20 protein-coding genes are annotated in these 23,237 nt (G+C 67.2%); 12 read left to right on the top strand and 8 right to left on the bottom strand.

Features of this window, described 5'->3' with window-relative positions; genetic code table 11:
* From ACIOVG_RS01100 to ACIOVG_RS01075, 6 genes are all read left to right on the top strand, one after another.
* Complete coding sequence (locus ACIOVG_RS01100) at positions 1–1,284, top strand: CDP-glycerol glycerophosphotransferase family protein (protein ID WP_400868211.1); 1,284 nt, start codon at positions 1–3, stop codon at positions 1,282–1,284.
* Positions 1,284–2,051 carry a biotin--[acetyl-CoA-carboxylase] ligase gene (locus ACIOVG_RS01095; protein WP_400868209.1) on the top strand — a complete coding sequence of 256 codons (768 nt, stop codon included), beginning with the start codon at positions 1,284–1,286 and terminating at the stop codon, positions 2,049–2,051. Before ACIOVG_RS01100 ends, ACIOVG_RS01095 begins: the two co-directional genes overlap by 1 nt.
* A 92-nt stretch (positions 2,052–2,143) precedes the next feature.
* Positions 2,144–2,662 (top strand): PH domain-containing protein, encoded by a 519-nt coding sequence (locus ACIOVG_RS01090; protein WP_400872633.1) that lies wholly within the window; start codon positions 2,144–2,146, stop codon positions 2,660–2,662.
* A 90-nt stretch (positions 2,663–2,752) separates the two neighbouring features.
* Positions 2,753–3,877: a 5-(carboxyamino)imidazole ribonucleotide synthase gene (locus ACIOVG_RS01085; protein WP_400868207.1), complete on the top strand. Its 1,125-nt coding sequence runs from the start codon at positions 2,753–2,755 to the stop codon at positions 3,875–3,877.
* A gap of 118 nt (positions 3,878–3,995) precedes the next feature.
* Positions 3,996–4,463 carry a 5-(carboxyamino)imidazole ribonucleotide mutase gene (gene purE / locus ACIOVG_RS01080; RefSeq protein WP_400872630.1) on the top strand — a complete coding sequence of 156 codons (468 nt, stop codon included), beginning with the start codon at positions 3,996–3,998 and terminating at the stop codon, positions 4,461–4,463.
* Complete coding sequence (locus ACIOVG_RS01075) at positions 4,460–5,914, top strand: LCP family protein (protein WP_400868205.1); 1,455 nt, start codon at positions 4,460–4,462, stop codon at positions 5,912–5,914. Before purE ends, ACIOVG_RS01075 begins: the two co-directional genes overlap by 4 nt.
* 193 nt (positions 5,915–6,107) lie before the next feature.
* On the opposite strand, the gene ACIOVG_RS01070 is transcribed toward ACIOVG_RS01075, so the two are convergent.
* Positions 6,108–6,692, bottom strand: coding sequence for a hypothetical protein (locus ACIOVG_RS01070; RefSeq protein ID WP_400868203.1), 585 nt, complete (start codon positions 6,690–6,692; stop codon positions 6,108–6,110).
* Positions 6,693–6,833: 141 nt separating this feature from the next.
* Complete coding sequence (locus ACIOVG_RS01065) at positions 6,834–8,597, bottom strand: DUF4012 domain-containing protein (protein ID WP_400868201.1); 1,764 nt, start codon at positions 8,595–8,597, stop codon at positions 6,834–6,836.
* A 122-nt stretch (positions 8,598–8,719) separates the two neighbouring features.
* Between ACIOVG_RS01065 and ACIOVG_RS01060 the strand changes: the two genes are divergently transcribed.
* The 6 genes from ACIOVG_RS01060 (at position 8,720) to ACIOVG_RS01035 (ending at position 16,365) form a co-directional block, all read left to right on the top strand.
* Positions 8,720–9,793 (top strand): glycosyltransferase, encoded by a 1,074-nt coding sequence (locus ACIOVG_RS01060; RefSeq protein WP_400868199.1) that lies wholly within the window; start codon positions 8,720–8,722, stop codon positions 9,791–9,793.
* Between the two features lie 194 nt (positions 9,794–9,987).
* On the top strand, positions 9,988–12,762 hold the full coding sequence (locus ACIOVG_RS01055) for a hypothetical protein (protein WP_400868197.1): 2,775 nt from the start codon (positions 9,988–9,990) through the stop codon (positions 12,760–12,762).
* Positions 12,763–12,877: 115 nt separating this feature from the next.
* Complete coding sequence (locus ACIOVG_RS01050) at positions 12,878–13,771, top strand: ABC transporter permease (protein WP_400868195.1); 894 nt, start codon at positions 12,878–12,880, stop codon at positions 13,769–13,771.
* 29 nt (positions 13,772–13,800) lie between these two features.
* On the top strand, positions 13,801–14,520 hold the full coding sequence (locus ACIOVG_RS01045; RefSeq protein WP_400868194.1) for an ABC transporter ATP-binding protein: 720 nt from the start codon (positions 13,801–13,803) through the stop codon (positions 14,518–14,520).
* A complete protein-coding gene (locus ACIOVG_RS01040) occupies positions 14,517–16,118 on the top strand; it encodes a class I SAM-dependent methyltransferase (RefSeq protein ID WP_400868192.1) in 1,602 nt (533 codons plus the stop codon). The genes ACIOVG_RS01045 and ACIOVG_RS01040 overlap by 4 nt, the downstream gene beginning before the upstream one ends.
* 4 nt (positions 16,119–16,122) lie before the next feature.
* The gene (locus ACIOVG_RS01035; RefSeq protein ID WP_400868190.1) at positions 16,123–16,365 is read left to right on the top strand and encodes a DUF6752 domain-containing protein; all 243 of its coding nucleotides are present in this window, start codon (positions 16,123–16,125) and stop codon (positions 16,363–16,365) included.
* 21 nt (positions 16,366–16,386) lie between these two features.
* Here ACIOVG_RS01035 and ACIOVG_RS01030 read toward each other — a convergent pair whose 3' ends face one another.
* The 6 genes from ACIOVG_RS01030 to rfbA all read right to left on the bottom strand — a co-directional run bounded on the left by ACIOVG_RS01030 (position 16,387) and on the right by rfbA (position 23,128).
* A complete protein-coding gene (locus tag ACIOVG_RS01030; RefSeq protein WP_400868188.1) occupies positions 16,387–18,264 on the bottom strand; it encodes a glycosyltransferase family 2 protein in 1,878 nt (625 codons plus the stop codon).
* A 1-nt stretch (position 18,265) separates the two neighbouring features.
* On the bottom strand, positions 18,266–18,976 hold the full coding sequence (locus ACIOVG_RS01025) for a 2-C-methyl-D-erythritol 4-phosphate cytidylyltransferase (protein WP_400868186.1): 711 nt from the start codon (positions 18,974–18,976) through the stop codon (positions 18,266–18,268).
* Positions 18,973–19,764 carry an NAD-dependent epimerase/dehydratase family protein gene (locus tag ACIOVG_RS01020; protein ID WP_400868184.1) on the bottom strand — a complete coding sequence of 264 codons (792 nt, stop codon included), beginning with the start codon at positions 19,762–19,764 and terminating at the stop codon, positions 18,973–18,975. The genes ACIOVG_RS01025 and ACIOVG_RS01020 overlap by 4 nt, the downstream gene beginning before the upstream one ends.
* Before the next feature lie 87 nt (positions 19,765–19,851).
* Entirely contained in the window at positions 19,852–21,264 is a 1,413-nt protein-coding gene (locus ACIOVG_RS01015) for a sugar nucleotide-binding protein (RefSeq protein ID WP_400868182.1), read from the bottom strand.
* Positions 21,261–22,259 carry a dTDP-glucose 4,6-dehydratase gene (gene rfbB / locus ACIOVG_RS01010; RefSeq protein WP_400868180.1) on the bottom strand — a complete coding sequence of 333 codons (999 nt, stop codon included), beginning with the start codon at positions 22,257–22,259 and terminating at the stop codon, positions 21,261–21,263. The genes ACIOVG_RS01015 and rfbB overlap by 4 nt, the downstream gene beginning before the upstream one ends.
* Positions 22,256–23,128: a glucose-1-phosphate thymidylyltransferase RfbA gene (gene rfbA, locus ACIOVG_RS01005; protein WP_400868178.1), complete on the bottom strand. Its 873-nt coding sequence runs from the start codon at positions 23,126–23,128 to the stop codon at positions 22,256–22,258. The genes rfbB and rfbA overlap by 4 nt, the downstream gene beginning before the upstream one ends.
* Positions 23,129–23,237 lie beyond the last annotated feature (109 nt).

Here is a 23,237-nt window from a genome sequence, read left to right as displayed (position 1 = left end):
ATGGGTGCAATGTCAGACGCGAAGAAGGCGTACCGGCTGCTGAGGCGCGCTCTGGCGTCCCGTGCAGCGGTCCAGAGGGTGCGGCGTCGGCTTGCCGACGCGCCCCCGCACCCCGAGGGGCACTATCAGGTCGCGGTCTACTTCGCTGACGGCGCCGTGAACATGTACCAGATGCGACAGTGGTATCGCCCGTTGGCCGCGTTGGCGAAGCACCGTCCTGTCGTGGTCTTGGCGAGGCAGGCGACGGGCGCGGAACGGCTGCTCGAGGAGGACGCTCCGCCGGTGGCGTTCGTTCCGACGGTTCGCGACCTCGAGCGGTTCATCGCGAAGCAGGACATCCGCGTCGTGCTCTACGTGAATCAGAACACCCGGAACTTCCAGATGTTCCGCTACGGCCGCCGCTGGCACGTGTTCATCAACCACGGCGAGTCCGACAAGATGTACATGACCACGAATCAGTACAAGGCCTACGACTACGCGCTGGTCGCGGGTCAGGCCGCCAGGGACCGGCTCTCGCGCACCCTCTGGGACTACGACGTCGACGAGCGGACCATCGAGATCGGACGCCCTCAGGCCGATCACTACTCCGGCACGCTTCCCTACACTCCGGATGACCGCACCGTCGTGCTCTACGCGCCCACGTGGGAGGGCGACCGCCCCAGCGCACATTACGGCTCGATCGCCTCGCACGGTGAGACGCTCGTGAACGAGCTGCTGGCGACAGGGCGGCACCGCGTCATCTACCGTCCGCATCCGCGCAGCGGCGTCGTCGACGGCGCCTATGGTTCGGCTCACAAGCGCATCGTAGCCGCGATCGCCGCGGCGAACGCGGCAGATTCCTCCGCGCAGCACGTCTACGATCACGGTGCCGATCTCGGGTGGCAGCTCTCGGCGGCCGACGTCGCCATCGTCGACATCTCGGCGATGGTCTACGACCGTCTCGCCGCCGGCCGGCCCTTGATGATCACGCGCCCGAGCGACGAGCGTGCCTCGATCGACACCAAGGGCTATCTGGCGGATTGCGAATGGCTGACCGTGGACGGCGCCCGCGACATCGTCGCGGAGGTGGAGCGTGTTCGTGCCGATGAGGCCGCTGTGGCGCGCCTCACGATGTGGGTGCAGCACTACTTCGGCGATACCACTCCCGGTGTCGCGACGGCGAAGTTCCATGACGCGATCGAGCAGCTGTTCGAGGAGTGGGAACGCTGGCACGCCCACGAGGTGGGAACGGTCGTCACGGATGAGGACGATGATGACGAAGAGGGCGACGAGGAAGAGATCTGATGCGTGATCTTCCGCTGGCCCGCGAACGGGCCGCGCGGCTGGACGTCGTCGCCGAGTCCGGCTCGACCAACGCCGAGCTCCGCTCGCACACCGACGATGCCGAAGCATGGCCACATCTGTCTGTGCTGCTGACCGACAATCAGACAGCTGGACGCGGACGCCTCGACCGCACCTGGCTCGCGCCCGCCGGCTCCGCCCTGGCGATCTCGGTGCTGCTGCGCGCGCTTCCGGCGACTCCGACGGCGCGTGGCTGGATCCCGCTTCTCGCGGGTGTGGCGATGGCGGACGCGATCGCGGCCCAGCTCCCGGAGCAGCGGGTCGCGGTCAAGTGGCCCAACGACGTGCTCGTCGACGATCATAAGATCTGCGGCATCCTCGCCGAGGCCGGCGGCGATGCCGTCGTGGTCGGAGCGGGCGTCAACACCGCCATGACGGTGGAACAGCTGCCGGTCCCGACCGCGACCTCCTTCGCCATCGTCGGCGTCACGGTCGACGATGACCGACTGCTCGCCGACTACCTGCGACAGCTGGACCTCCGACTCGCCGCGCTCACCGAGACAGATGATGCCGTCGCGAGCGGGCTGCACGCCGCCGCCACGCAGCGGTGCGCGACGCTCGGGCGCCGGGTCCGCATCTCGTTGCCGGGAGGTCGCAGTCTGGAAGCTCTCGCGACGGCGCTGGACGCCGACGGACGTCTGCTCGTGGAATCGGACGGGGCCGAGCACGCGATCTCGGCCGGCGACGTCGTGCACGTGCGCTCCGCCTGACCCTGACACGCCGCAGCGCGCACGGGGTTGTCGGAGATCGCAGGCACAATGGTGGGGTGACTCAGCCCGTGACGCTCGGCGGTCGGCCGATGATGCCGCCTCCTGGCGTGCCCTCGGAAGAACTGCTGATCGCCCGCTTCCGCAGTCACGCACGACGGCTGTTCTGGTCGGCGCTGGTGCTCATCGCCACGTTCGGGGCCACGGCGTACTTCTACGGCAATCTCCCCGCTCCCTTCGAGGATTGGATGCTGCTCGCCGCGTCGGGGATCGTCGTGCTCGTGCTCGTCGTCCTTCCGTTCATCGTCTGGTATTCGCGGAGCACCACGGTCACCACTCGGAGGGTGATCGCCCATCGCGGTCTCGGCGCACGGCAGCGTCGCGAGATGTCTCATGCCCGCGGGTACACCATCACCGTCCGGCGCGGTCCGCTGCAGCGGATCTGGGGTTCCGGCACCATCACGTTGTCGAACGGGGTGGATGCCCCGCTGAGGCTGCAGAACGTGCCCACTGTCACACTGGTGCACGAGACCCTGGCGGACCAGATCGAGGTGAGCCAGATCCTGGCGCATCGTGACGCGCAGGCCGGATCCGAGGTCGGCACCACGTTCTGATCGCTCGCGCCCACTGTGAGGCCGCTGAGCGGCGTGTGCTCGGTCGCCCCGCGGATGCGCGAGAATGGTGACGACGAATGGAGGCGGCACATGGCGCTGCGTGTGGGCGTGATCGGTGGAGGACAGCTTGCCCGGATGATGATCGCTCCGGCGGTCGAACTGGGCCTCGAGCTGCAGGTGCTGGCAGAGACCGAAGGCATGTCAGCACAGCTCGCCGCCTCGGCGGTGGGGGACTACCGCGACCTCGAGGCGGTTCGCGCGTTCGCCGCTGACGTCGACGTCATCACGTTCGATCACGAGCACGTGCCGCAGGAGGTCCTGCGCGCGCTCGTCGCTGAGGGCGTCGTCGTGCACCCTGGACCCGATGCATTGCAGTTCGCGCAGGACAAGCTGGTCATGCGCGCGAAACTGGAGGAGCTCGGGGTGCCGCAGCCCGAGTGGGCAGCCGTCCGCACGGAGGATGAGCTGCAGGTGTTCATCGATGCCCATCACGGTGCCGGCGTCGTCAAGACGCCGCGTGGCGGATACGACGGCAAGGGCGTCCGTGTCGTCCGCAGTGCCGCCGAGGCCCAGGACTGGCTCGACGGCCTGGTCGCGGAGGACGCGCTGCTCGTCGAGGAGCTCGTGCCCTTCGTCCGTGAGCTCGCCCAGCAAGTCGCGCGGCGATCCGGCGGCGAGATCGTGGCGTACCCGGTCGTCGAGACCGTGCAGCGCGACGGTGTGTGCGCCGAGGTCATCGCACCGGCTCCGGCCGCATCGGAACGGCTCTCGCAGGTAGCCGAGGACATCGGCCGCCGCATCGCTGACGGACTCGGTGTCACCGGCATGCTGGCGGTCGAGCTGTTCGAGACCGACGACGATCGGATCCTGGTCAACGAGCTCGCGATGCGGCCGCACAACAGCGGGCACTGGAGCCAGGACGGTGCTGTCACCGGGCAGTTCGAGCAGCATCTCCGCGCCGTCGCCGATCTGCCCCTGGGCAGCACGGCGCTGCGCCAGCCGTGGTCGGTCATGGTCAACATCCTGGGCGGCCCGGAGAAGGGGACGCTCGGCGAGCGTTTCGGCGCTGCGATGGCGGATTACCCTGCCGCCAAGATCCATACCTACGGCAAGGCACCGCGTCCCGGACGCAAGGTCGGTCACGTCAATGTCGCGAGCGACGATCTCGACGATGCGGTGTACACGGCCCGCGCAGCGGCGGCTCATTTCCTCTGAGCTCGCAGTTCTGGACCGCGTGCCGCGTGCCGTGGGGCGAATCTCCAGCGCCAGACCGTACCCTGAGCTAGTGACTGAGCCACTTCACTCCTCCGCCGCGCCCCTGGTCGGCGTCGTCATGGGATCCGACTCCGACTGGCGCGTGATGAGCGACGCCTCCCAAGCGCTGACGGACTTCGGCATCCCCCACGAGGTCGAGGTGGTCTCCGCCCACCGCACTCCCGACAAGCTGATGAGCTATGCGCGAGAGGCGCGTGCGCGAGGCATCCGCGTCATCATCGCCGGTGCCGGGGGAGCGGCGCATCTGCCCGGTATGCTCGCGTCGATGACCGCGCTTCCCGTCGTCGGAGTGCCGGTGCCGCTCGCATACCTCGACGGCATGGACTCTCTGCTGTCGATCGTCCAGATGCCCGCGGGGATCCCGGTCGCGACGGTCTCGATCGGTGGAGCGCGTAACGCCGGCCTGCTCGCGGCGCGCATCCTGGGTGTCGCAGATCCTGCGCTGGCAGATCAGATGGAGGCTTTCTCGCGTGACCTCGAGGCGCAGGTAGAGGCGAAGAACGAACGGCTGAAGGAGTCGCTGTGACCCTGGCGCCGCCGCGCGGCGCTTCTCGGCCCCTCATCGAGACTCGCCCGCTGCGGCACCCGGATTCGACCGACGCCGGAACCATGGCCAAGCGCGGCTGGTGGCTCATCGCACTCAACTTGCTCCTGCCCGGTTCTGCCCAGATCGTCGCGGGCAGCCGTCGTCTCGGACGCTTCGGACTGGGCGCGACCCTCCTCGCGTGGTTCCTCCTCATCGTCACGGCGGGCCTCGCGCTCTTCGCGCGCCCGGCGCTGCTGTGGATCACGATCGGCGGGGGATGGTTCTCAGCTCTCGTCCTCACCGTCCTCCAAATTCTCCTCGTGGCCTACGCGGTGCTCTGGGTCGTTCTCACCTTCGATACGCTCCGACTGGTGCGGCTGGTGAAGGTGCCCACTCTTCAGCGGTTCGCGATCCCGGTCGTGGCCCTCGTGCTGCTGGGGCTGGTCGGCGGTGCAGCGGGATACGCGGCCACGGTGGTCGGTTCGACCCGCAACACCATCGGCTCGATCTTCGGGCAGAGCGGCCCGAGCCTCGCGCCGAGCGATGGCTACTACAACATCCTGCTCCTGGGCGCGGACAGCGGCGACGGCCGTGACTCGATGCGGTTCGACAGCATCTCGGTGGTGTCCATCAACGCCGACAGCGGCGCGGTGACGATCACCGGTATTCCCCGCGAGCTGCCGAACGCGCCCTTCAGCGCCGGTAGCCCGATGCTCGAACTGTATCCGAACGGGTTCGAGGGCCATGCCTCTTCCTCCTGCGGGTGGAACGGCTGGATGAACCACGTGCGCAACGCGGCCGAGATCTGCCGTGACGATCAGGGAACGGGGCTGTACCCTGACGCCGCGGCGCAGGGCTCGGCACCGGGGATCGAAGCCACCAAGGACGCCGCGGAGGGTGTGCTCGGAATCGAGATCCCGTACTACGTCTTCGTCGACATGCACGGTTTCGCCGAGCTCGTCGACGCTCTCGGGGGTGTGGACATCATCGTCACCGAGCGGCTGCCCAAGGGTGGTCCTCCGGAGGGCTGGACCGGTACCGACGTGAACGAATGGGCGATCGGCTGGATCGAGGTCGGCCCGCAGCACATGGACGGCGACACCGCGCAGTGGTACGCGCGGTCGCGGTACACCACGAGCGATTGGGATCGCATGAAGCGCCAGCGGGAGCTGCAGGAGGCGATTCTCGACCAGTTCACGCCGCAGACGGTGCTGACCCGCTTCAATGAGGTCGCCGCAGCCGGCACAGCGCTGATCGACACCGATCTGCCACAGGACAAGCTGCCGGAGTTCTTCGACCTCATGCTGAAGGCGAAAGAGCAGCAGGTGCAGACGATCGAGCTCACGCCGGAGAACGGCGTGGACGAGCATCAGCCCGACTACGGCTACATCCACGAGATGATCCAGCGGGCTCTGCACCCGCCGACGGAGACGCCCAGCCCCGCTCCCTGATCGACGGACAGGCGAGGGGTGGCCGGGGTCATCTCGGTGAGCAGCCCGCACGCAGAACAGCCCACGACCGCCACCTGAGTTCAGTGACGGTCGTGGGCTTCCGGTGCGTTCACCGGGTACGCCAGACGACGGTGATCGGAGGGGGAGGGATCACCGTCGTCCAGCCGACCACCGCTCGAAGCGGCGATCTGACCTAGGCGCGCTTGCGTCGGGCGGCTCCTACACCGACCAGGGCACCGCCGGCGACGAGCGCCGCAGCGCCGCCTCCGAGGACCCACGGCGAAACGCTGCCGCCGGTGAGCGCGAGCTCGATCGTGCCGCCTGTCAGCGGCAGTTCTGTTCCGGCCGCAGCGACGGCAGGGTCGTGGTCGCAGCTCGTCGCGGCGTCATGCCCGTGCGACACGGTGATGGTCGCCGTGTACGAACGCGAGCCGTTGAAGCTGATCCCGTAGGAACCCTCTCCGTCTGCCGGCGGGCGGAACGTCAGGGTCAGGCTGCCGTCAGCGCCCGCGGTGTTCCCCGACACCGCGGAGTCGGCGGCCTTCAGGCCGGATACGGACACGCCCACGTTCTCGGATGGCAGGAAGTACCCGGGGCCGAAGACGATGGTCGAGACCTCGCAGATGTCGATGATCGGGTCATTGACCCGCACATCGGGCGTCTCCGCATAGGAGCCGGACGTCGCGGCCGGTACAGACGGCGCAGCGGTGGCGACAGTCGGTGCGATGAGCACGAGTGCGCCGGCGGTAAGGCTGATGGCAGCCAGTTTCTTCAGCATGATTCTCCCCAGATTTCACGCGGAATCGCCTCCGGACACACCCCTGCGTCCGACTGCGTGGGTTCTTCCTGCCCCCACGGCAGGATGGCAGAACCCAGATATTCCCCAGTGAGTCGACAGTACCCCATCGACGCGGGAAAGTCACGAAGCGCAGGTGAGGTTTTCGCGTGTCGTCTTGGGCGTGTCGATCATCGGAGTGTGCAGCACCTGCGTCAGCCGCTCGCCTGCTCCGGTCCCCTGGAACTCGATCGTGATGGTGGTGGACTCGCCGGGAGCCAGGAGGACCTCATGCTGAACCACGGCACGACCATCGAGCACGGTCGTCTGGACGCCGTCCTCCTCGCCGTCGCGGTCGACGTGCGACGGGGTGGCTCCCTCCGGCCCGTACAGAGCGATGAGCGTGCGGACGGAGCCGGCCGGTACGCCGTACCACCCGTTGGCCGTGACGTACTCGGGCAGGGTCGTCGCCGCGTCGGCGGGGGCGTCGTTCGTCCAGGTCACGCGAAGCTGGGTGGTCGGCTCGCCGTTGCACGTACCGATCGCCGTCGAGATCGATGCGCGGGTGTAGTAGTCCATCTTTCCGCCCGTGCTGTCGTTCACCAGCACCCCGACATACGTCGCGTCCGCAGAGTCATCGGGGATCGTTCCGCCCAGGGTGGACGCGGCCAGCACCTTCTGCTCGTCCTCGTGCGCGCTCCAGATGCGGATGCGATGCTCGTCGGCGGACTCCGAGAGCGCTCCGATCAGTGCCTTCGGTTCGCCACCGGAGAGCGCGGCTCCGAACAGTGCGCTCGCTGCCTGCGCGAACACCTCATCCTGCACACGGGGGTCGGGGATCGTCGCATAGATCTCGGAGAGGAGGATGCTGACGATCGTGTCGGGAGTGGCCGTGAACGATCCGAACGAGAGATCGCCCGTCGCCTTCATGAGGTTCGCCGCGACGACGGTGTCCACGGCGATGACGCCGTCCACCGTCCCGCCGAAGCGCCCTTCCCAGCGCGCCGCGATCGTCGGCCCCGCTTCGGAGAAGTCCGGGATGCTCGTGATGTTCTGCATGAAGCGCCCCGGACGATCCTCGAACAGTGCGACGGTGGAGTCGCTCACGGGAAGAGGGGTGTCCAGCGCGGGGAAGTCGGGGGTCGACGCCTGCTGCTGCAGCGTGATCTTCCCGTTCTCCGCGTGCAGGAGCGCGCTCGACCCGATGATGCCGCCGGAGGAGCGGAGCTCCGCATTGTTCTGCATGGCCAGCACGTAGTTGCGCGGGCCCTCGCCGCCGAGCATCGTGGGCAGCAGGACGGCGGCGCCGTGCAGCGCACCGACGGCGTTCGCGGCCTGGGTCACCGTGGTGCGCATCTCGCGCACCGCATCGGCGAGAGGCCCCACGGTCGCGTCCTCGTCGATGTGCTGCGCCTGCAGCTGAGCGGCCGTGAGGGCAGCGCTCGCCTCGCCGAGCGGCGCTTCGATAGCCGCGAACGGTTCGAGATCGATCGTGCCTCCCGAGAAGCCGAGACCGGACAGATCGAACTCCTCCGCGACATCGAGCATCGGGGTGAGGGCCTTCTGCGCGACGTCGTCCGCGATCTCGGCGACCTCGCTCACCGCGCGGAAGTTCGGACCGATCCAGGGCACGACGCCGAACGCGTGCCAGATCGGATCCGACGTCAGGTCGTGCGCGGACTGCGCGTGATGCGCGATCCTCTCCGCGATCGGCTCGGCGCCCGTGATGTCGGCGGCGGCGATGGCCGTCTTCAGGTGAGAGGATTCCTCGGCCACCTGCTGGAGGTCGTTCACCGCACCGATCCCGCGCACCGTGACCCACCCGAGCGCGATGACGAGCAGTGCGAGAAGCACGCCGATGGTCCAGCCGACCCACCGGCGCCGCACGGGAAGTCGACCGTCGCTCATGTGAGCATTCAAGCACGAACGCATCGGCGACCGGTGGACGGATGCTGAGGGATGACTGACAGTCGCCCGGCCTCGGGGCGGCGTTCCACGGTCGGACGACTCTCCGCGGTTAACCTGATGCCATGGGTGCTCGACTGCGTGTGGTTCTGGATCAGCTGGTGCATGTCGTGGAGCCTGATCATGCGGCGGCGGCGGTCGATCTGACCTTCGGCCTCGTGGCGACCGCGCCGTCGGGATGCTCCGTCGACGCCATCGTCCCGGCGGGAGCGGAGCTCACCATTCCGGGTATCGGCGAGGTGAGGACACTTTCTCTCGCACGGCGGGAGCTCGCCGCCTCCTGGCAGATGGGCTTCACCCCCGGAGTGGGCGGTGGGCTCATCCATGCTCCGAGCATCATGGCTCCGCTGGTCCGACACGACCGGGTGCACGACAACGACCAGACGACCCTGACGCTCTGGGATCTCTACGCGTGGGAGACACCGGACGTGATGTCCAAGACGTCGGTGGCCTGGCAACGCGGAATGCTCCGGCGCGCGGTCAAGCACGCGGATGCCGTCGTTGTGCCTTCGCACGCCATCGCGGGTCGTCTCTCCGAACTCGCCAAGCTGGGGGATCGCATCCGGGTGATCGCAGGAGCGGCGCCGACAGGGTTCGTCGCGCCCGCGGACGCGAGCGAGCGCAGAGCGGCGCTCTCTCTGCCGGAGCGGTATGTGGTGGTAGCAGGGTCGGCGGCGACGCTCACGGAAGGGTTCCGCGGCGCTGTCGCAGCCGGCGTCGACGCCGTGGTGGTCGATGCGCCGGAGGGGACGGAGCCGCAGTGGGCGGAGATCGCGTCCGCGGCGGGACTCCCTGAGCGACGCGCCCACATCCGCGGCGTGCTTTCTCCGCAGGACCGAGCAGCCGTCCTCGCCGGTGCAGAGGTGTTCGTCGCCACCAACCCCGTGGCGGCGTGGCCGTGGCGCGCCGTGGAAGCCATGAGCGTGGGAGTCCCGGTGGTCGCGGTCGACAGCGGTGCCCACCACGACGTGATCGCGGACGGCGGCAGGATCGTCCAATCCGGTGAGCTCGCCGACGCGGTCGCCGACGCCGCTGGGCCGGCGCGCGATCGGCTGCGGGTGCTCGCCGCCGATCGCTCGAGGTCGTTCTCGTGGGCGAGTTCCGCGGAGCGGGTCTGGGGCCTGCACGCCGACCTGTGATCAGCTGAGAGCGGCCTGCGCATCCGTGCGACACGCCGCGTCTTTATCGCGCATTCGGCGCAACAGTGGCATCATCTCGCAACTTCCGTCACACTGGTCACATGTCTCGACGTGCCCCACGCTCTCGAAACACACTGAAGGGTCCCCAGCTCTTCACCTGTTTCCTTGCTGCCATCGCTGTTGTCCTGAGCACCGTGATCCCCGCCGGCGCCGCGACGGCGGCCGTGACCGTGACCGCGAGCGCTCCTGCTGTCGCCAGAGCAGCCGCGGATCCTGCAGCGACCGGCCTGGCGAAGTCGACGCTCGTCGGCTTCAACGCGGGCAACATCATCAGCGATGCCGTGTTCACGAACAAGAGCACCATGACGGAGGCGCAGATCCAGGCCTTCTTCAACAGCAAGGTCGCGAAGTGCCAGAGCGGGTACGTCTGCCTCAAGGACTTCCGCATCAGCTCGGTCACCCGCCCCGCGGACGCCTACTGCAGCGGATACTCCGGCGCCGCGAACGAGTCGGCGGCGCGCATCATCTACCGGGTGGCGCAGGCGTGCAACATCAACCCTCAGGTGCTGATCGTCATGCTCCAGAAGGAGCAGGGGCTCATCACCCACACGTGGCCGAGCGCTTGGCGGTACAACATCGCCCTCGGTCAGGGCTGCCCCGACACCGCGCCGTGCGATCCGAACTACGTGGGATTCTTCCACCAGATCTACGGCGCAGCGCGCCAGATGCAGATCTACATGGAGGGCAAGTGGTTCCAGTGGTACGCGCCGGGTAAGACCTGGAACATCCTCTACAACCCCAACACGTCCTGCGGACGTGGCGCAGTCTACGTCGCGAACAAGGCGACCTCGGCGCTGTACTACTACACGCCTTACCAGCCGAACGCGGCCGCACTCCGCGCCGGATACGGCACCGGAGACGGATGCTCGGCCTACGGCAACCGCAACTTCTACAACTACTTCACGGACTGGTTCGGTTCCACCCAGAACCCCACGAACATGCAGGGCCTGGTGAAGGTCGGCTCAGCCGTGTGGCTGCTGTCGGGCAAGAACCGGTTCCACATCGTCGCCGAGGCGTATCCCGAGTACAAGGCCGTCTTCGGGGCGCCGGTGGTCACGACCGCTGCGGCCATCTCGGCCTACACCGAAGGCGCGCGCGGATCGCTCTACGTCAAGAACGCCTCCACGGGCGTCGTCGCGATGCTGCAGGGCTCGCAGACCCATCGGTTCGCCAGCTGCTCGCTTGTCGCGACCTGGGGCGGATCGTGCGGCGCCGCGCTCGTCACGCTGACCAACGCGCACTTCAGCAAGTTCAAGGCCGGTGGCGAGATGTCTGCCTTCGGGCGGTTGACGGCCGGCGGTCGGATCCACCAGATCTCCGGGAAGAGTCTCGTCCCGCTCTACGATGCCGCGGCGGCGACGGCGCGCAACGGCGGCGCCGCACCGTACGCGGCGGTCATGCCGGCAGCGGTCGTCAGCAGCCGCACCGTGGAGAGCAGGGTGCGCTTCGCTCCAGCCACATTCGTCAAGGTCAACGGGAAGCCGGAGGTCTGGCTCGCGGACGAGGTCGGTGGGCTCCACCACCTGCCATCGTGGGCGCAGTCCGCCGAGATCGGGCTCCCGGCGAAGGTCGGCACCACGGTCGCCGCTGCCGACCTCGCCGGATACTCGACGTCGGACGCTCTCGCCCCGTTCGTCCAGTGCGGAGGGAAGCCCTACGTCGCAGCCGGAGGAAAGCTGAGCCTGCTGAGCGGAGCAGTGCCTGCAGGCTTCGGCACCGTCAAGCTCGACGACACCACGTGCGCTCGACTGAGTCTGACCGGTACGAAGGTGAACGGCAGCCAGGTGTTCATCCGTTTCGCAGGCAGCACCGACGTGTTCCACATGGTCAGCGGCCAGTACCGTCTCGCTTCGGTCGCCGCACAGCGCGCGGCGATCAACGCCGACCAGACTCCGACGATCCTCGAGTCCAGCGCGGCCTATCGCGCGGTGATCACCGCGGGAGCGCCGTATCCGGCGGCAGCGACGTTCATCCGGGTCAACGGCACCTCGGAGGTCTGGCTGGTCGACGGCAAGACTCTCGTCCACCTGCCCAGCTGGGGCATGGCGGCCGAGTACGGATTGCCGTCCACGACCGCAGTCGTGGGTCCGGAGAGCATCGTCGGGATGGACAAGCGCGACGCGCTCACGCCGTTCGCCACCTGCGCCGCGACGACGTACGTCGCCACATCCGGCAAGCTCATGGCCGTGTCGGCGAACCAGGTTGGCGGCAATCGCTCCACTGCGCTCTCGGCGCAGCTGTGCGCCGGGCGCACCGCAGGTACGGTGACGGAGACGCCGGTCTTCGTCGGTGACGGCGCACGCACCGCGGTCGCGGTCGGCGGAGGATTCCTCCGTCTGCCCGATGCCGCCAGCGTGACGCGTGCCGCAGCGGGCTCCGCTCCGGTCGTCCACCGTGTGGCGCCCGCCTATCTGGATGCGCTCGCCGTCGCGGTGGTGCCCACCGAGGGCGCGCTGGTGAGGGCCTCGAACGAGTCGGCGGTCACGCTGCTGAACGGCGCGACGCGTCAGCGCATCCCCAACTGGGGTGTCGCCGCCGACCTGGGGATCCAGGCGCGCTATCAGATCGTCTCGCCACAGGCTGCGGCCACCAGAGGGGTCGATCCGTCCGTGACCCTGAGCGTCTTCGTGCGCTGCGGCACAACCACCTATGTCGGCTCGCAGGGAGTGCTGAGGCCGGTGGCGGCGTCGGCGCTGGGCGGCTTCGTGCCGACGACGCTGACCCCCGCGGCGTGCAAGACCGTCACTCTCAGTACTGCGGCTCCGCTCACCACCGTCTGGCTGACCTCCGCGGCCGGAGTCGTCTACGGCGTCGCCGGCGGCAAGCTGGTGGCGGCCGCTGACCAGAAGGCGGCGGTGTCCCCGCTGGTGCTCGACGACCGGACCATCGCTGGCATGCCGAAGGCGTAGGCGGTGAGGCGGCGCTCCGGCCGCACTCAGGCTGGGCGAGGAGCGCGTCGGATATACTCGCGAGGATGCTTCGCGGACCCGATTCCCGCGTTCGTAACTGGAAAGGGCGATTGAGTTGACGTTTGGCACGCCCCTCGACCTCAGCGACTACGACGTACCCGGTCGGGGGAAGGGCATTCTCGACGTCTTCCGTCGCGGCTACCTCCTCCGACTGCTGGTGCGCAAGGGGACAGCGACCCGATACCGGAACTCGGTACTGGGTTGGGTCTGGTCCTATGTGAAACCCGCAGCGCAGTTCGTCATCTACTACTTCGTGATGGGCGTGATTCTGAAGCTGAATCACAACATCGAGAACTTCCCCATCTATCTGTTCTCCGGTGTCGTCGCCGTCAACCTCTTCAACGAGGCGTTCGGCAACGCGACGACCTCGATCGTCGAGAACCGCGCGCTCGTGAAGAAGATCTATCTTCCCCGCGAGCTCTTCCCGGTCGCCTCCTCGATCATCGCGTTCATCCACTTCCTCCCGCAGGTCGCGATCCTGCTCCTGGCGTGCATGCTCGTCGGGTGGACGCCGAGTCTCATCGGCATCGGGGGGATCCTGCTCGCGACCGCGATCATCCTGTTCTTCGCGCTGGGCCTCGGCCTCTTCTTCAGCGCTCTCAACGTCCGCTTCCGCGACGCGCAGAACTTCGTCGACCTGATCAAGATGTTCTCCACCTGGACCTCTCCCGTGCTGTACAGCTGGATCCTCGTGCAGCAGGCCCTCATCAACCATCCGTGGATGTTCACCGTCTACACCTGGAACCCGTTGACGGTCGCCGTGGAGCTCTTCCACCAGGGGTTCTGGGCGGGGACCACCGAGCCCCCGGCAGCCGGCGCTGCTGACCCGAGCCTCCTTCCTGACTTCGGGTCGGCGCTCCTGGTCACCCTGATCATCTGCGTCGTGATGCTGATCATCGGTCAGATCACCTTCCGCCGCTTCGAACGCTCTTTCGCACAGGACCTGTGATGTCTCAGATCATTTCCCAGACGGCCGCTATGCCGAGCATCATCGTCGATCACGTCTCCAAGCGCTTCCTCAAGCGCAACACGCACTCCTTCAAGGAGGCGTTCGTGGGATGGATCCGCGGCAAGAAGGTGCGTGCGGACAAGTTCACCGCGCTCGACGACATCAGCTTCCAGGTCGGCGAGGGGGAGTCCGTGGCGATCATGGGCCTGAACGGCTCGGGGAAGTCCACGACCCTCAAGCTCATCTCCGGAGTGCTCGAACCCGACAGCGGTCGAGTCCTCACGCGCGGGCGCGTCGCAGGGCTGATCGAGGTCGGCGCCGGTTTCCATCCCGAGCTCTCGGGGCGGGAGAACGTCTATCTGAACGCCGCGATCCTCGGAATGTCGGCGGATGAGATCGATGCACGCTTCGACGAGATCGTGGAGTTCTCCGAGATCGGCGAGTTCATCGATCAGGAGGTCAAGCACTACTCCTCCGGAATGTTCATGCGTCTCGCGTTCTCGGTGGCGATCCACGTCGAGCTCGACATCCTGCTCGTCGACGAGGTGCTGTCGGTGGGAGACGCGCCGTTCCGCGCCAAATGCTCGGCCAAGATCAAGGAGCTCACGTCACGCGGCGTGACGATGCTCGTGGTCAGCCACAACGTGAACATGGTGCAGGATCTCTGCCAGCGTGGAGTCGTCATCAAGAAGGGCAAGAAGGTCTTCGACGGCCCGGTTGCGGAAGCCGTGGAGGCCATGTCCGCATGATGGAGGTCACGCAGGAGACGCTCGTCCTCGATCCTTTCGCGCTCGAGGATGCGAAGGTCATCGACGTGCGATTCGACGGTCACCGCGTCTGGTCGGCGAGCGTTCCCTATGCGGTCGACGGCGTGATCGCCCTGCGGTGGCCCGCTGCCCTCGCCATCCGTCTGAGCGGGACGACCACGGTCTCGCTCACGGACTCCGCCACCGGCCGATTGATCGACGTCGTCGAGGATGTGCGCTTCGGTCGCAGCACCACGCGTCTGTCCCTCACGGACGCCCGCGGTCGCTGGCTCGCGATGACCAAGTGGGACCGTCTCGGACCGGTGCTCGACGGGCGCCACGAAGACGTCGCGGCCGAGTTGCTGAAGAACGGACGCAGGCTCGTCGACGATCTGCAGGCCGACGGTCATGAGGTCTACATCGTCGGGGGAACTCTGCTCGGCGTGATCCGCGACGGCGGTCTTCTCCCGCACGACGACGACCTCGACCTCGCGTACTACAGTCATGCCGACAACCCCCTCGACATCGGCCTGGAGTCCTATCGCATGGAGCGCGCACTCCTTGCCCGGGGCTACACGGTCGTGCGGCACAGCCTCACGCATCTCGAGATCGAATTCTTCAACAGTGACGGCGAGCCGGATCACTACGTCGACATCTTCACGGGTTTCTTCCGCGACGGGCTGTACTGCCAGCCGTTCGCACTGCGGGGACCGGAAGTCACGCCGGAGGATCTCATCCCCACGCGGCAGAGGACGGTGGAGGGGGTCGACCTTCCCGAGCCGGCCAATCCCACCGCCTGGCTGTCCTACGCCTACGGTGCGGGCTGGAAGATCCCGGACCCCACCTTCAAGTTCGTCACGCCGAAGGCGACGCGCTCCCGCTTCGAGACCTGGTTCGGGGTCTTCAACCGCGGACGGGTGTACTGGGACAAGCACTACCTCGCGTTCGACACACCGGTGGGCGTCGGAGCGGCGGGTCGACCCATCAAGGACTTCTTGAAGGATGTGCCAGCCGGAGCCCGGATCCTGGATCTCGGTTGCGGCGATGGCAGATGGAGTCGCGAGCTCGCGCAGGCAGGTCACCGTGTGGTCGGCGTGGACTACAGCCATGAGGCGCTGCGCATCGCCCGTGCTGCCGGCGAAGAGGGCGACGGGGTGGATTTCCGTTACCTCAACCTCAACGATCGCGCCTCGGTCTTCGAGTTCGGCGCATGGATGCTGGGAACCGGCGAGGAGTGGTGCGTGTTCGCGCACCACAGCCTCCAGACCCTCACGAAGACGAATCGTCAGAACGTGTATCTGCTGCTGGATCTGGTGCTGCGCGGACGCGGCTTCGCGGATGTCGTCTCGGACGACACGATGAGCCGCCAGTACCAGCACGGGAAGCCGTCCACCTGGCATCTGCCCCAGGAGTGGATCGACGCCGAGCTCGAAGGACATCCTCTCGTCACCGACCCGCTCCAGAAGTGGCGTCGTCGAGATGGCCGTCAGGTGCGCACCGTGCGCTCCACCCGTATCCGTCGCACGGATGGTCGCGTCTCTGCAGGCGATCAGCGATTCATCCGCGAGCGCAATGAGCGCGCGAAGAAGATCAAGGAGTGAGCAGATGAGAAAGTTCCTGCGAAAGCTGGCCATGCTGGTGGCCCCCACCGCTTACGGCAAACTGCAGCGGTTCGATCCCGACAAGCCGGCTCCCGTCGCCGCCGAAGCGACGGCCGAACTCGTGGCGCGGGTCGCAGACCTCGAGGCGCAGATCCGTGAGATGCGCCAGGACAACCGTCGCGTGGCCGAGCTGTACGACGCGGTCTTCGAGCGCCTGCGGCAGGACAACCCGCTCGTCCAGAAGTAGTCGAGCGGGCCGACCGGTCCGTCAGCCGTTCCCGCGGATGCGGCGGATGCCGCTCGTCGTGAGCTGATACACCCTCTCGCCGCCGGGGAATCGCGCGCCCAGCGCGACCTTCGCCGGGAGGGCCGTCTCGATCTCCAGCCACGCCTTGCCGTCGCGCACACGGAGTGCCGCCGGGCGTTCGGCCCAGGGAGTGGACGTGCGCGACAGCAGGTCGCGCACGCGGGCAGCGATCCGTTGCAGCGGGGAGCGGACGTCGACGCGCACGGTGGTCTCCACATCGCTCGCGGCCTCGGCGATCTCGTCGACGGAGACCTCGACAGAGACGCGTCCTGCCACGACGGACACCCGCCCCGTCGGACGCACCAGGCTCGCGATGTTCGTGGGCGCCAGATCGAGGATCAAGCGCTCTGCGCCCACGGCGTAGGCGGCGACAGCCCCATCGGGTGTCAGACGCACGGCGGGGGCGACGGAGCCGCGCAGCATCGGCTGGCGGCGCTGGTGGCCGAGTGCGCACCGCGCGGTGAGGTCCCAGGTGCCCGGCGTGAGAGGCGCGCCCATCGCCGCATCACGCGGATCGATGACCGCCGTGGCATGGACGCCGAACGCCGCATCCGAGGTCTCGCGACGCCAGATGCTGCTCTCGCTGGGAACCTGCCAGGTGACACGACTGGCTTCAGAGCGCACGCCGACGGTGACGGATGCCGAATCGATCTCCGACGTCACATCGAGCTGCTCATCCGTGAAGAGCTCGCGGAACGGTGCGGAGAGCACCTTGTAGAACCGGGAGTCGGCAGCGCGGAGGGCATGATGACGGCCGGAGCCGTCCTTCCACTCGACGCCGAGCTCCAGGTGGAGCCGTCCGTCCTCCCAACGCAGGGCGGTGGCACGGGGGACCGGTCCGATGATCGGGTCTTCGCGGATCAGGCGGTCGAGGGAATGAGGGTGCCCGGCACGCAGCAGCTGCGCGCGCAGCTTCCAACTCGTGTCGAGGCAAGCGTCGTCCTCGGGTGAGAAGTGTTCAGCCTGCATCCGGTGACCGTGCTCGAAGATCAGCTTCCGCGCCTCCGGCGAACGTTCCACGTAGTAGGCGTTGAACGCATCCATGAGACGGGAGCGGTACTGGTGCTCTCGCAGCAGGGCGCGTTCGCGGGCATGCTCGGGCTGATCGAGGCCTTCATCGATCGCGACGATCACCTCGTTGAGCCAGTACCACCACTCGGGGCGCGCGCGTCGGAACGTCGTCGAGCCGCTTCCCGCGGTCGTGAACCAGTGATAGTACGGAGTGGAGGCCAGCGTGGAGACCACCTTCGCCTTCGCGAGCACCGCGACGTTGAAGAAGATGTCCTCCCACAGCACTCTGCCGCCTTCGCGGAAGCGGATGCCATGGTCCATCAGCAGCGCGCGACGATAGAGCTTGTGCGGATTCGTCGGGGTCAGGGCGCCGTACGGCAGCCCCTGATCGAGGACCTGGGGCATGTCGCCGGGGAACTGGTCGATCGCCCATCCGGCGTCATCGGTACGAGCCTCTTTGCCGTTGAGCACATCCGCGCCGTGGGCGCTGGCGTACGCGTGTCCGAGCCGGAGCGCATCCGGATACAGCTCGTCGTCGTGGTCCATGAACGCCACGTACTCGCCGGTGGCCAACTCGATGCCGGTGTTGCGCGGGCGACACGGCCAGCCGGAGTTCTCGATGCGCGTCAGCCGGAAGTGGGGGCGGGTTCTGGCCGCTTCGGTGAGACGGTCGTACGTGTCGTCGGGAGATCCATCGTCGACGAAGATCGCTTCCCACTCGGTCGTGGGCAGCGACTGCGCATCGAGCGAGGCGATCAGCCTGTCCAGTCCCTCTCCGGATCGATAGGTCGCGATGACGACCGAGACCTTCACAGCGGGCTCCGCCATATCAGGCATCCTCTTCCGTGGCGATCAGGTGGTCCACGATCAGGCGCGCGGTCCCGAGATCCTGAGGGGTGGTGATCTTGATGTTGTTCACGTCGCCGAGCAGGATCCGGGCGGGGACGCCCATGAACTCGTGCACCAGGTCGGCGTCATCGCTCACACGCTGGTAGTCGGTCTTCACCGCGCGCTTGTACGACTTCTTCAGCAGCTTGCGGCGGAAGGCCTGCGGGGTCTGTCCGAGCCAGGAGTGAGAGCGGTCCAGCGAGCCTTCGATGAAGCCGTCGTCTCCGACGAGCTTGACCTGCACCGTGCTGGGCGTGCCCAGCATCGCAGCACCGTTGGCGATGGCGGCGTCGAGCACTTCGCGGATCAGCTTCTCGGTCACGAACGGGCGCACGCCGTCATGCACCAGGATGATGTCGCCCGATGTGGCCTTGAGGCCCTTCTTCGCGCTGAGGTGGCGTTCCTCGCCGCCGATCACGAGCGTGACGGGCAGCTGCGCCTCGTCGATCAGGATCCGCCGATACGTCTCTTCGTTCTCTGCGCTGATCGTGACGATGAGCTCGTCGATGAACGGCTGCGCGACAGCGCGCACGGTGCGCTCCAGGACGGTCATCCCTCCGAGCTCGACCAGCAGCTTGTTGCTCCCGAACCGGGTGCCCTTGCCGGCGCACGTGACGATCGCCGATACCGAATGTCCGTTGTACACGGTCATCTCCTCTCTTGCCGCAGCTCGTCGGCGAAGCGTTGCAGAGAGGACAGTTCCTCTGCCTCCGTCACCAGGTACGGCGATTCGCCTCCGAAGAGCTCAGCGTGTCGTGTGGTCATGTTCCGGGTGTACATCTGCGCGAAGACCGACTCCGGCTCGGCGGGCACCTGGGTTGCGATGTCGATCCCGAACACCTCGCGTGCGAGCACCTCGTTCGTCAGCGGCGGGGTGGCGATGTTGAGCGCGTCCAGTCCCTGCGCGAGCGCGATGTCGATGTCGCCCCAGAGCCGTCGCACGTCGTAATGCTGGAATCGATTCGCGGGGCGGATGTGCTCGACCCGATAGTCGTTCGCCAGGTCGTAGACGACGCCCTTCTTCAGGCGCGCACCGTACAGCTGCGGGAGCCGCACGATGGTCGTGTCGATCTCGGCGGCGAGCCGACGCTCCTGGTGGAGCCGGTTGGCGCCGTAGGGGGTGAGCCCTGCCTCGGAGAGGGGAGTGGCCTCATCCGGAGCGCCGCCCTCGGGGTACACGCAGACGGTGGACACCAGGACGAGTTTCTTGATGCGCGCGCGGAGCACCGTGTCGACGAGCGCATCGATCTCGGCGCGGTCGCCGGGGCCGTCGTTGTTGATCCGGAAGGAGTCGGCGCGATTTCCTGCGCTGACGACGAGGTCGTACTCCCGCCCCTCGATCTCCGAGATGTTGCTCGAGTTGTACAGGTCGTCGAACGGGTGGGCGTCGAGAAGGTTCGACCCGACGAATCCGGTGAAACCGATCAGAGCAGAACGCATGGAGACCTTCTTCTTTGGCAGGATTCGTCCTCGCCAGTCTACGGTGGCGGCCCGCGCAGGCCAGGGAGCGGGGGAGGTGCGTCTGGCTCAGTCGGCCAGGTAGCTCGCCAGCGACACGTCCGCGTCGACCGGGTCGAACCCGGCGGCACGGATCTTCGTCAGGTCCAGCACGCTGTTGAGAGGTCGAGGCGCGACCGGACCGGCCGCGCCGGCGAAGTACTCGTCCGTGGACACGTCGGTGACTGCCGCCGGATCGTGCCCCGTGAGTCGATAGACCTCACGAGCGATGTCAGCCCAGGAACGCGGCTCTCCCGCACCCGTCACGTTGTAGATGCCGTATTCCGCGCGGCTCTCGATCAGATGCGCGATCGCCGCGGCGAGCTGGTCGGTGAAGGTCAGCCGGCCGATCTGGTCCCCGACCACCCGCGGCGAGATACCGCGTTCGGCCAGTGATGCCATGGTCCGGACGAAGTTCTTGCCATCGCCGATCACCCACGACGTGCGCACGATGTAGTGCCGAGGAACGGTGCTGACGACGGCATCGCCGGCCGCCTTCGTCTGCCCGTAGACCCCGAGCGGGCGCACCGGCTCGGTCTCGGAGTAGGCGCCGGCATGGGAGCCGTCGAACACGTAGTCACTGGAGACGTGGACGAGCGTGATGCCGTTCTCGGTGGCGATCCGCGCGAGCGCAGCCGGCGCCGTGGCGTTGGACGCCCAGGCATCCGCGCGACCGGACGGGGTCTCCGCCAGGTCGACCGCGGTGAACGCGGCAGCGTTGACGATCACACCGTAGTCGCGCCAGCGGCGGGCCTGCGAGAGGTTCGCATCCGTCAGGTCGATGTCGTCGCGGGTGGCGTACTCGACGTGCGACGATGCCGGGAAATGCGCGCGCAGTGCTCGTCCGAGCTGTCCGTTCGCTCCCAGGACGAGGATCTTCTTCGGCGCGACGGGGGCGACGTCGGACAGGCGCGGATGGGCCTTGTCCTTCTCCGAGATCTCCACATCGGCGAGGGGGATCGGCCACTCGATGGCGGCGGTCTCGTCGGCGAGGTTCAGGAACGCGTAGTCGGCGGTGGGCGACCAGTGGTCGTTCACCAGATACGTGTAGGCCGTGTCCGGTACGAGCGTCTGGTAGGAGTTGCCGACACCACGTGGCACGAAGATCGCTGTTCCCGGGTCGATCTCGGCGGTGAACACCGCACCGAACGTCGGGCCCTCGCGCAGGTCGACCCAGGCGCCGAAGATGCGCCCGGTGGCGACCGACACCCACTTGTCCCACGGCTCCGCATGGATGCCACGCGTGGTGCCCGCGGCATCGTTGAACGAGATGTTGTTCTGCACCGGGCCGAAATCGTCCAGCCCGAGGGCCGTCATCTTCTCCCGCTGCCAGTTCTCCTTGAACCATCCGCGCGCGTCGCCGTGCACGGGGAGGTCGAAGAGGAGCAGTCCCGGGATCGTGGTGGTCCGAGCCTGCAGCTGCTTGCCGAACTCCAGGCTCACTGGCCCTTCCCCGCGTAGAACGCCTCGGTGGCATCCTTCGACGGCGCCCACCAGTCCTCGTTCGCCCGGTACCAGTCGACCGTCGCCGAGAGCCCGCTCTCGAAGTCCCCGAACTGCGGCGACCAGCCCAGCTCCGTGCGGAGCTTGGAGGAATCGATCGCGTAGCGCAGGTCGTGGCCGGCACGGTCGGTGACGTGGTCGTAGGCATCGGCCGGCTGCCCCATCAGCGTGAGGATGAGCTCGACGACGTCCTTGTTGTTCTTCTCGCCGTCTGCGCCGATCAGATACGTCTCGCCGATCGTCCCCTTGTCGAGGATCGTGAGCACGGCCGAGGAGTGGTCGTCCGCGTGGATCCAATCGCGGACGTTCTCGCCCGCGCCGTACAGCTTCGGTCGGATGCCGCGGATCACGTTCGTGATCTGACGCGGGATGAACTTCTCGACGTGCTGGTAGGGGCCGTAGTTGTTCGAGCAGTTGGAGATCGTCGCCTGCACCCCGAAGGAGCGCACCCAGGCGCGCACCAGCAGGTCGGATCCGGCCTTCGTCGAGGAGTACGGCGAGGACGGGTTGTACGGCGTCGACTCCGTGAAGCGCTCCGGGTCGTCCAGCTCCAGGTCTCCGTACACCTCGTCGGTGGAGATGTGGTGGAAACGGGTGCCGTGACGGCGGGCGGCCTCGAGGAGCGTGTAGGTGCCGATGATGTTCGTGTCGAGGAACGGACGCGGATCGTTGAGCGAGTTGTCGTTGTGGGACTCCGCGGCGTAGTGCACCACGGCGTCGGCATCGGCGAACAACCGGTCGACGAGAGGAGCGTCGGTGATGTCGCCGTGCACGAACGTCAGCCGGTCCGATGGCAGCCCCTCCAGCGAGCGACGGTTGCCCGCGTAGGTCAGGGCATCGAGAACGGTCACCTCGTGGTCGGTGGACTCGATGACATGGTGGACGAAGTTGGAGCCGATGAAGCCGGCTCCACCCGTGACAAGCAGACGACTCATTGGTGTCCTCTCCGGAGAATGTCGAGAAGGTAGGTGCCGTAGCCGGACTTGACGAGACCCTCTGCACGCGTGCGGAGCCCGTCGTCATCCAGGAAGCCCTGTCGCCAGGCGACCTCCTCCGGAACGCCGATCTTCAGCGCGGTGCGCCGCTCCATCGTGCGCACGTATTCGGCAGCGTCCGTCATCTGGTCGAATGTTCCCGTGTCCAGCCAGGCCGTGCCACGGGGGAGTACCTCGACCTGGAGCTTGCCGCGTTCCAGGTAGGCGCTGTTGATGTCGGTGATCTCGTACTCGCCGCGCGCGCTGGGGGCCAGGCCGCGGGCGATCTCGACGACGTCGTTGTCGTAGAAGTAGAGGCCGGGCACGGCGTAGTTGCTCTTCGGCGACGCGGGCTTCTCCTCCAGGGAGACGGCACGACCCTCCTCGTCGAACTCCACGACGCCGTATGCGGAAGGCTCAGCGACCCAGTAGGCGAACACGGCACCGCCGTCGATGTCCTTGAACCGCTGGAGGCGGCTGCCGAGGCCGGGGCCGTACAGCAGGTTGTCGCCGAGGACCAGCGCCACGCTGTCATCGCCGATGAAGTCCGCACCGATCGTGAACGCCTGCGCGAGACCATCGGGCGATGGCTGCTGCGCGAACGTGATCCGGATGCCGAACTGCGATCCGTCACCCAGCAGGCGCTCGAAGTGTGCGGCGTCGTGCGGCGTCGTGATCACGAGGATGTCATCGATACCGGCGAGCATCAGCGTCGAGAGCGGGTAGTAGACCATCGGCTTGTCGTACACAGGGATCAGCTGCTTGGAGACGCCGAGGGTGATTGGATGCAGCCGGGTCCCAGAACCACCGGCGAGAATAATGCCCTTCACCCCTCTATGTTGTCATACCTGCTTCGCTGGCCGAGTGGGGAGTGCTCAGGCGCGACGGCTATCCTGTTCAGGCCCTCGACCGACCACCCCACAGACAGGCCCTGAGACG

This window comes from Microbacterium sp. NPDC087591 (genome assembly GCF_044743625.1).
GTDB lineage: Bacteria > Actinomycetota > Actinomycetes > Actinomycetales > Microbacteriaceae > Microbacterium.
The sequence above is the reverse complement of the archived record's forward strand: the minus strand, read 5'-3'. Positions and strand labels throughout refer to the sequence as shown.

What these genes read in the sequence shown, in the direction of transcription:
- ACIOVG_RS01100 (WP_400868211.1), top strand. Translation starts at nt 1, where the DNA reads ATGGGTGCAATGTCAGACGCGAAGAAGGCGTACCGGCTGCTGAGGCGC.
- ACIOVG_RS01095 (WP_400868209.1), top strand. Translation starts at nt 1,284, where the DNA reads ATGCGTGATCTTCCGCTGGCCCGCGAACGGGCCGCGCGGCTGGACGTC.
- ACIOVG_RS01090 (WP_400872633.1), top strand. Translation starts at nt 2,144, where the DNA reads ATGCCGCCTCCTGGCGTGCCCTCGGAAGAACTGCTGATCGCCCGCTTC.
- ACIOVG_RS01085 (WP_400868207.1), top strand. Translation starts at nt 2,753, where the DNA reads ATGGCGCTGCGTGTGGGCGTGATCGGTGGAGGACAGCTTGCCCGGATG.
- purE (WP_400872630.1), top strand. Translation starts at nt 3,996, where the DNA reads ATGGGATCCGACTCCGACTGGCGCGTGATGAGCGACGCCTCCCAAGCG.
- ACIOVG_RS01070 (WP_400868203.1), bottom strand. Translation starts at nt 6,692, where the DNA reads ATGCTGAAGAAACTGGCTGCCATCAGCCTTACCGCCGGCGCACTCGTG.
- ACIOVG_RS01065 (WP_400868201.1), bottom strand. Translation starts at nt 8,597, where the DNA reads ATGAGCGACGGTCGACTTCCCGTGCGGCGCCGGTGGGTCGGCTGGACC.
- ACIOVG_RS01060 (WP_400868199.1), top strand. Translation starts at nt 8,720, where the DNA reads ATGGGTGCTCGACTGCGTGTGGTTCTGGATCAGCTGGTGCATGTCGTG.
- ACIOVG_RS01045 (WP_400868194.1), top strand. Translation starts at nt 13,801, where the DNA reads ATGCCGAGCATCATCGTCGATCACGTCTCCAAGCGCTTCCTCAAGCGC.
- ACIOVG_RS01040 (WP_400868192.1), top strand. Translation starts at nt 14,517, where the DNA reads ATGATGGAGGTCACGCAGGAGACGCTCGTCCTCGATCCTTTCGCGCTC.
- ACIOVG_RS01035 (WP_400868190.1), top strand. Translation starts at nt 16,123, where the DNA reads ATGAGAAAGTTCCTGCGAAAGCTGGCCATGCTGGTGGCCCCCACCGCT.
- ACIOVG_RS01030 (WP_400868188.1), bottom strand. Translation starts at nt 18,264, where the DNA reads ATGGCGGAGCCCGCTGTGAAGGTCTCGGTCGTCATCGCGACCTATCGA.
- ACIOVG_RS01025 (WP_400868186.1), bottom strand. Translation starts at nt 18,976, where the DNA reads ATGACCGTGTACAACGGACATTCGGTATCGGCGATCGTCACGTGCGCC.
- ACIOVG_RS01020 (WP_400868184.1), bottom strand. Translation starts at nt 19,764, where the DNA reads ATGCGTTCTGCTCTGATCGGTTTCACCGGATTCGTCGGGTCGAACCTT.
- rfbB (WP_400868180.1), bottom strand. Translation starts at nt 22,259, where the DNA reads ATGAGTCGTCTGCTTGTCACGGGTGGAGCCGGCTTCATCGGCTCCAAC.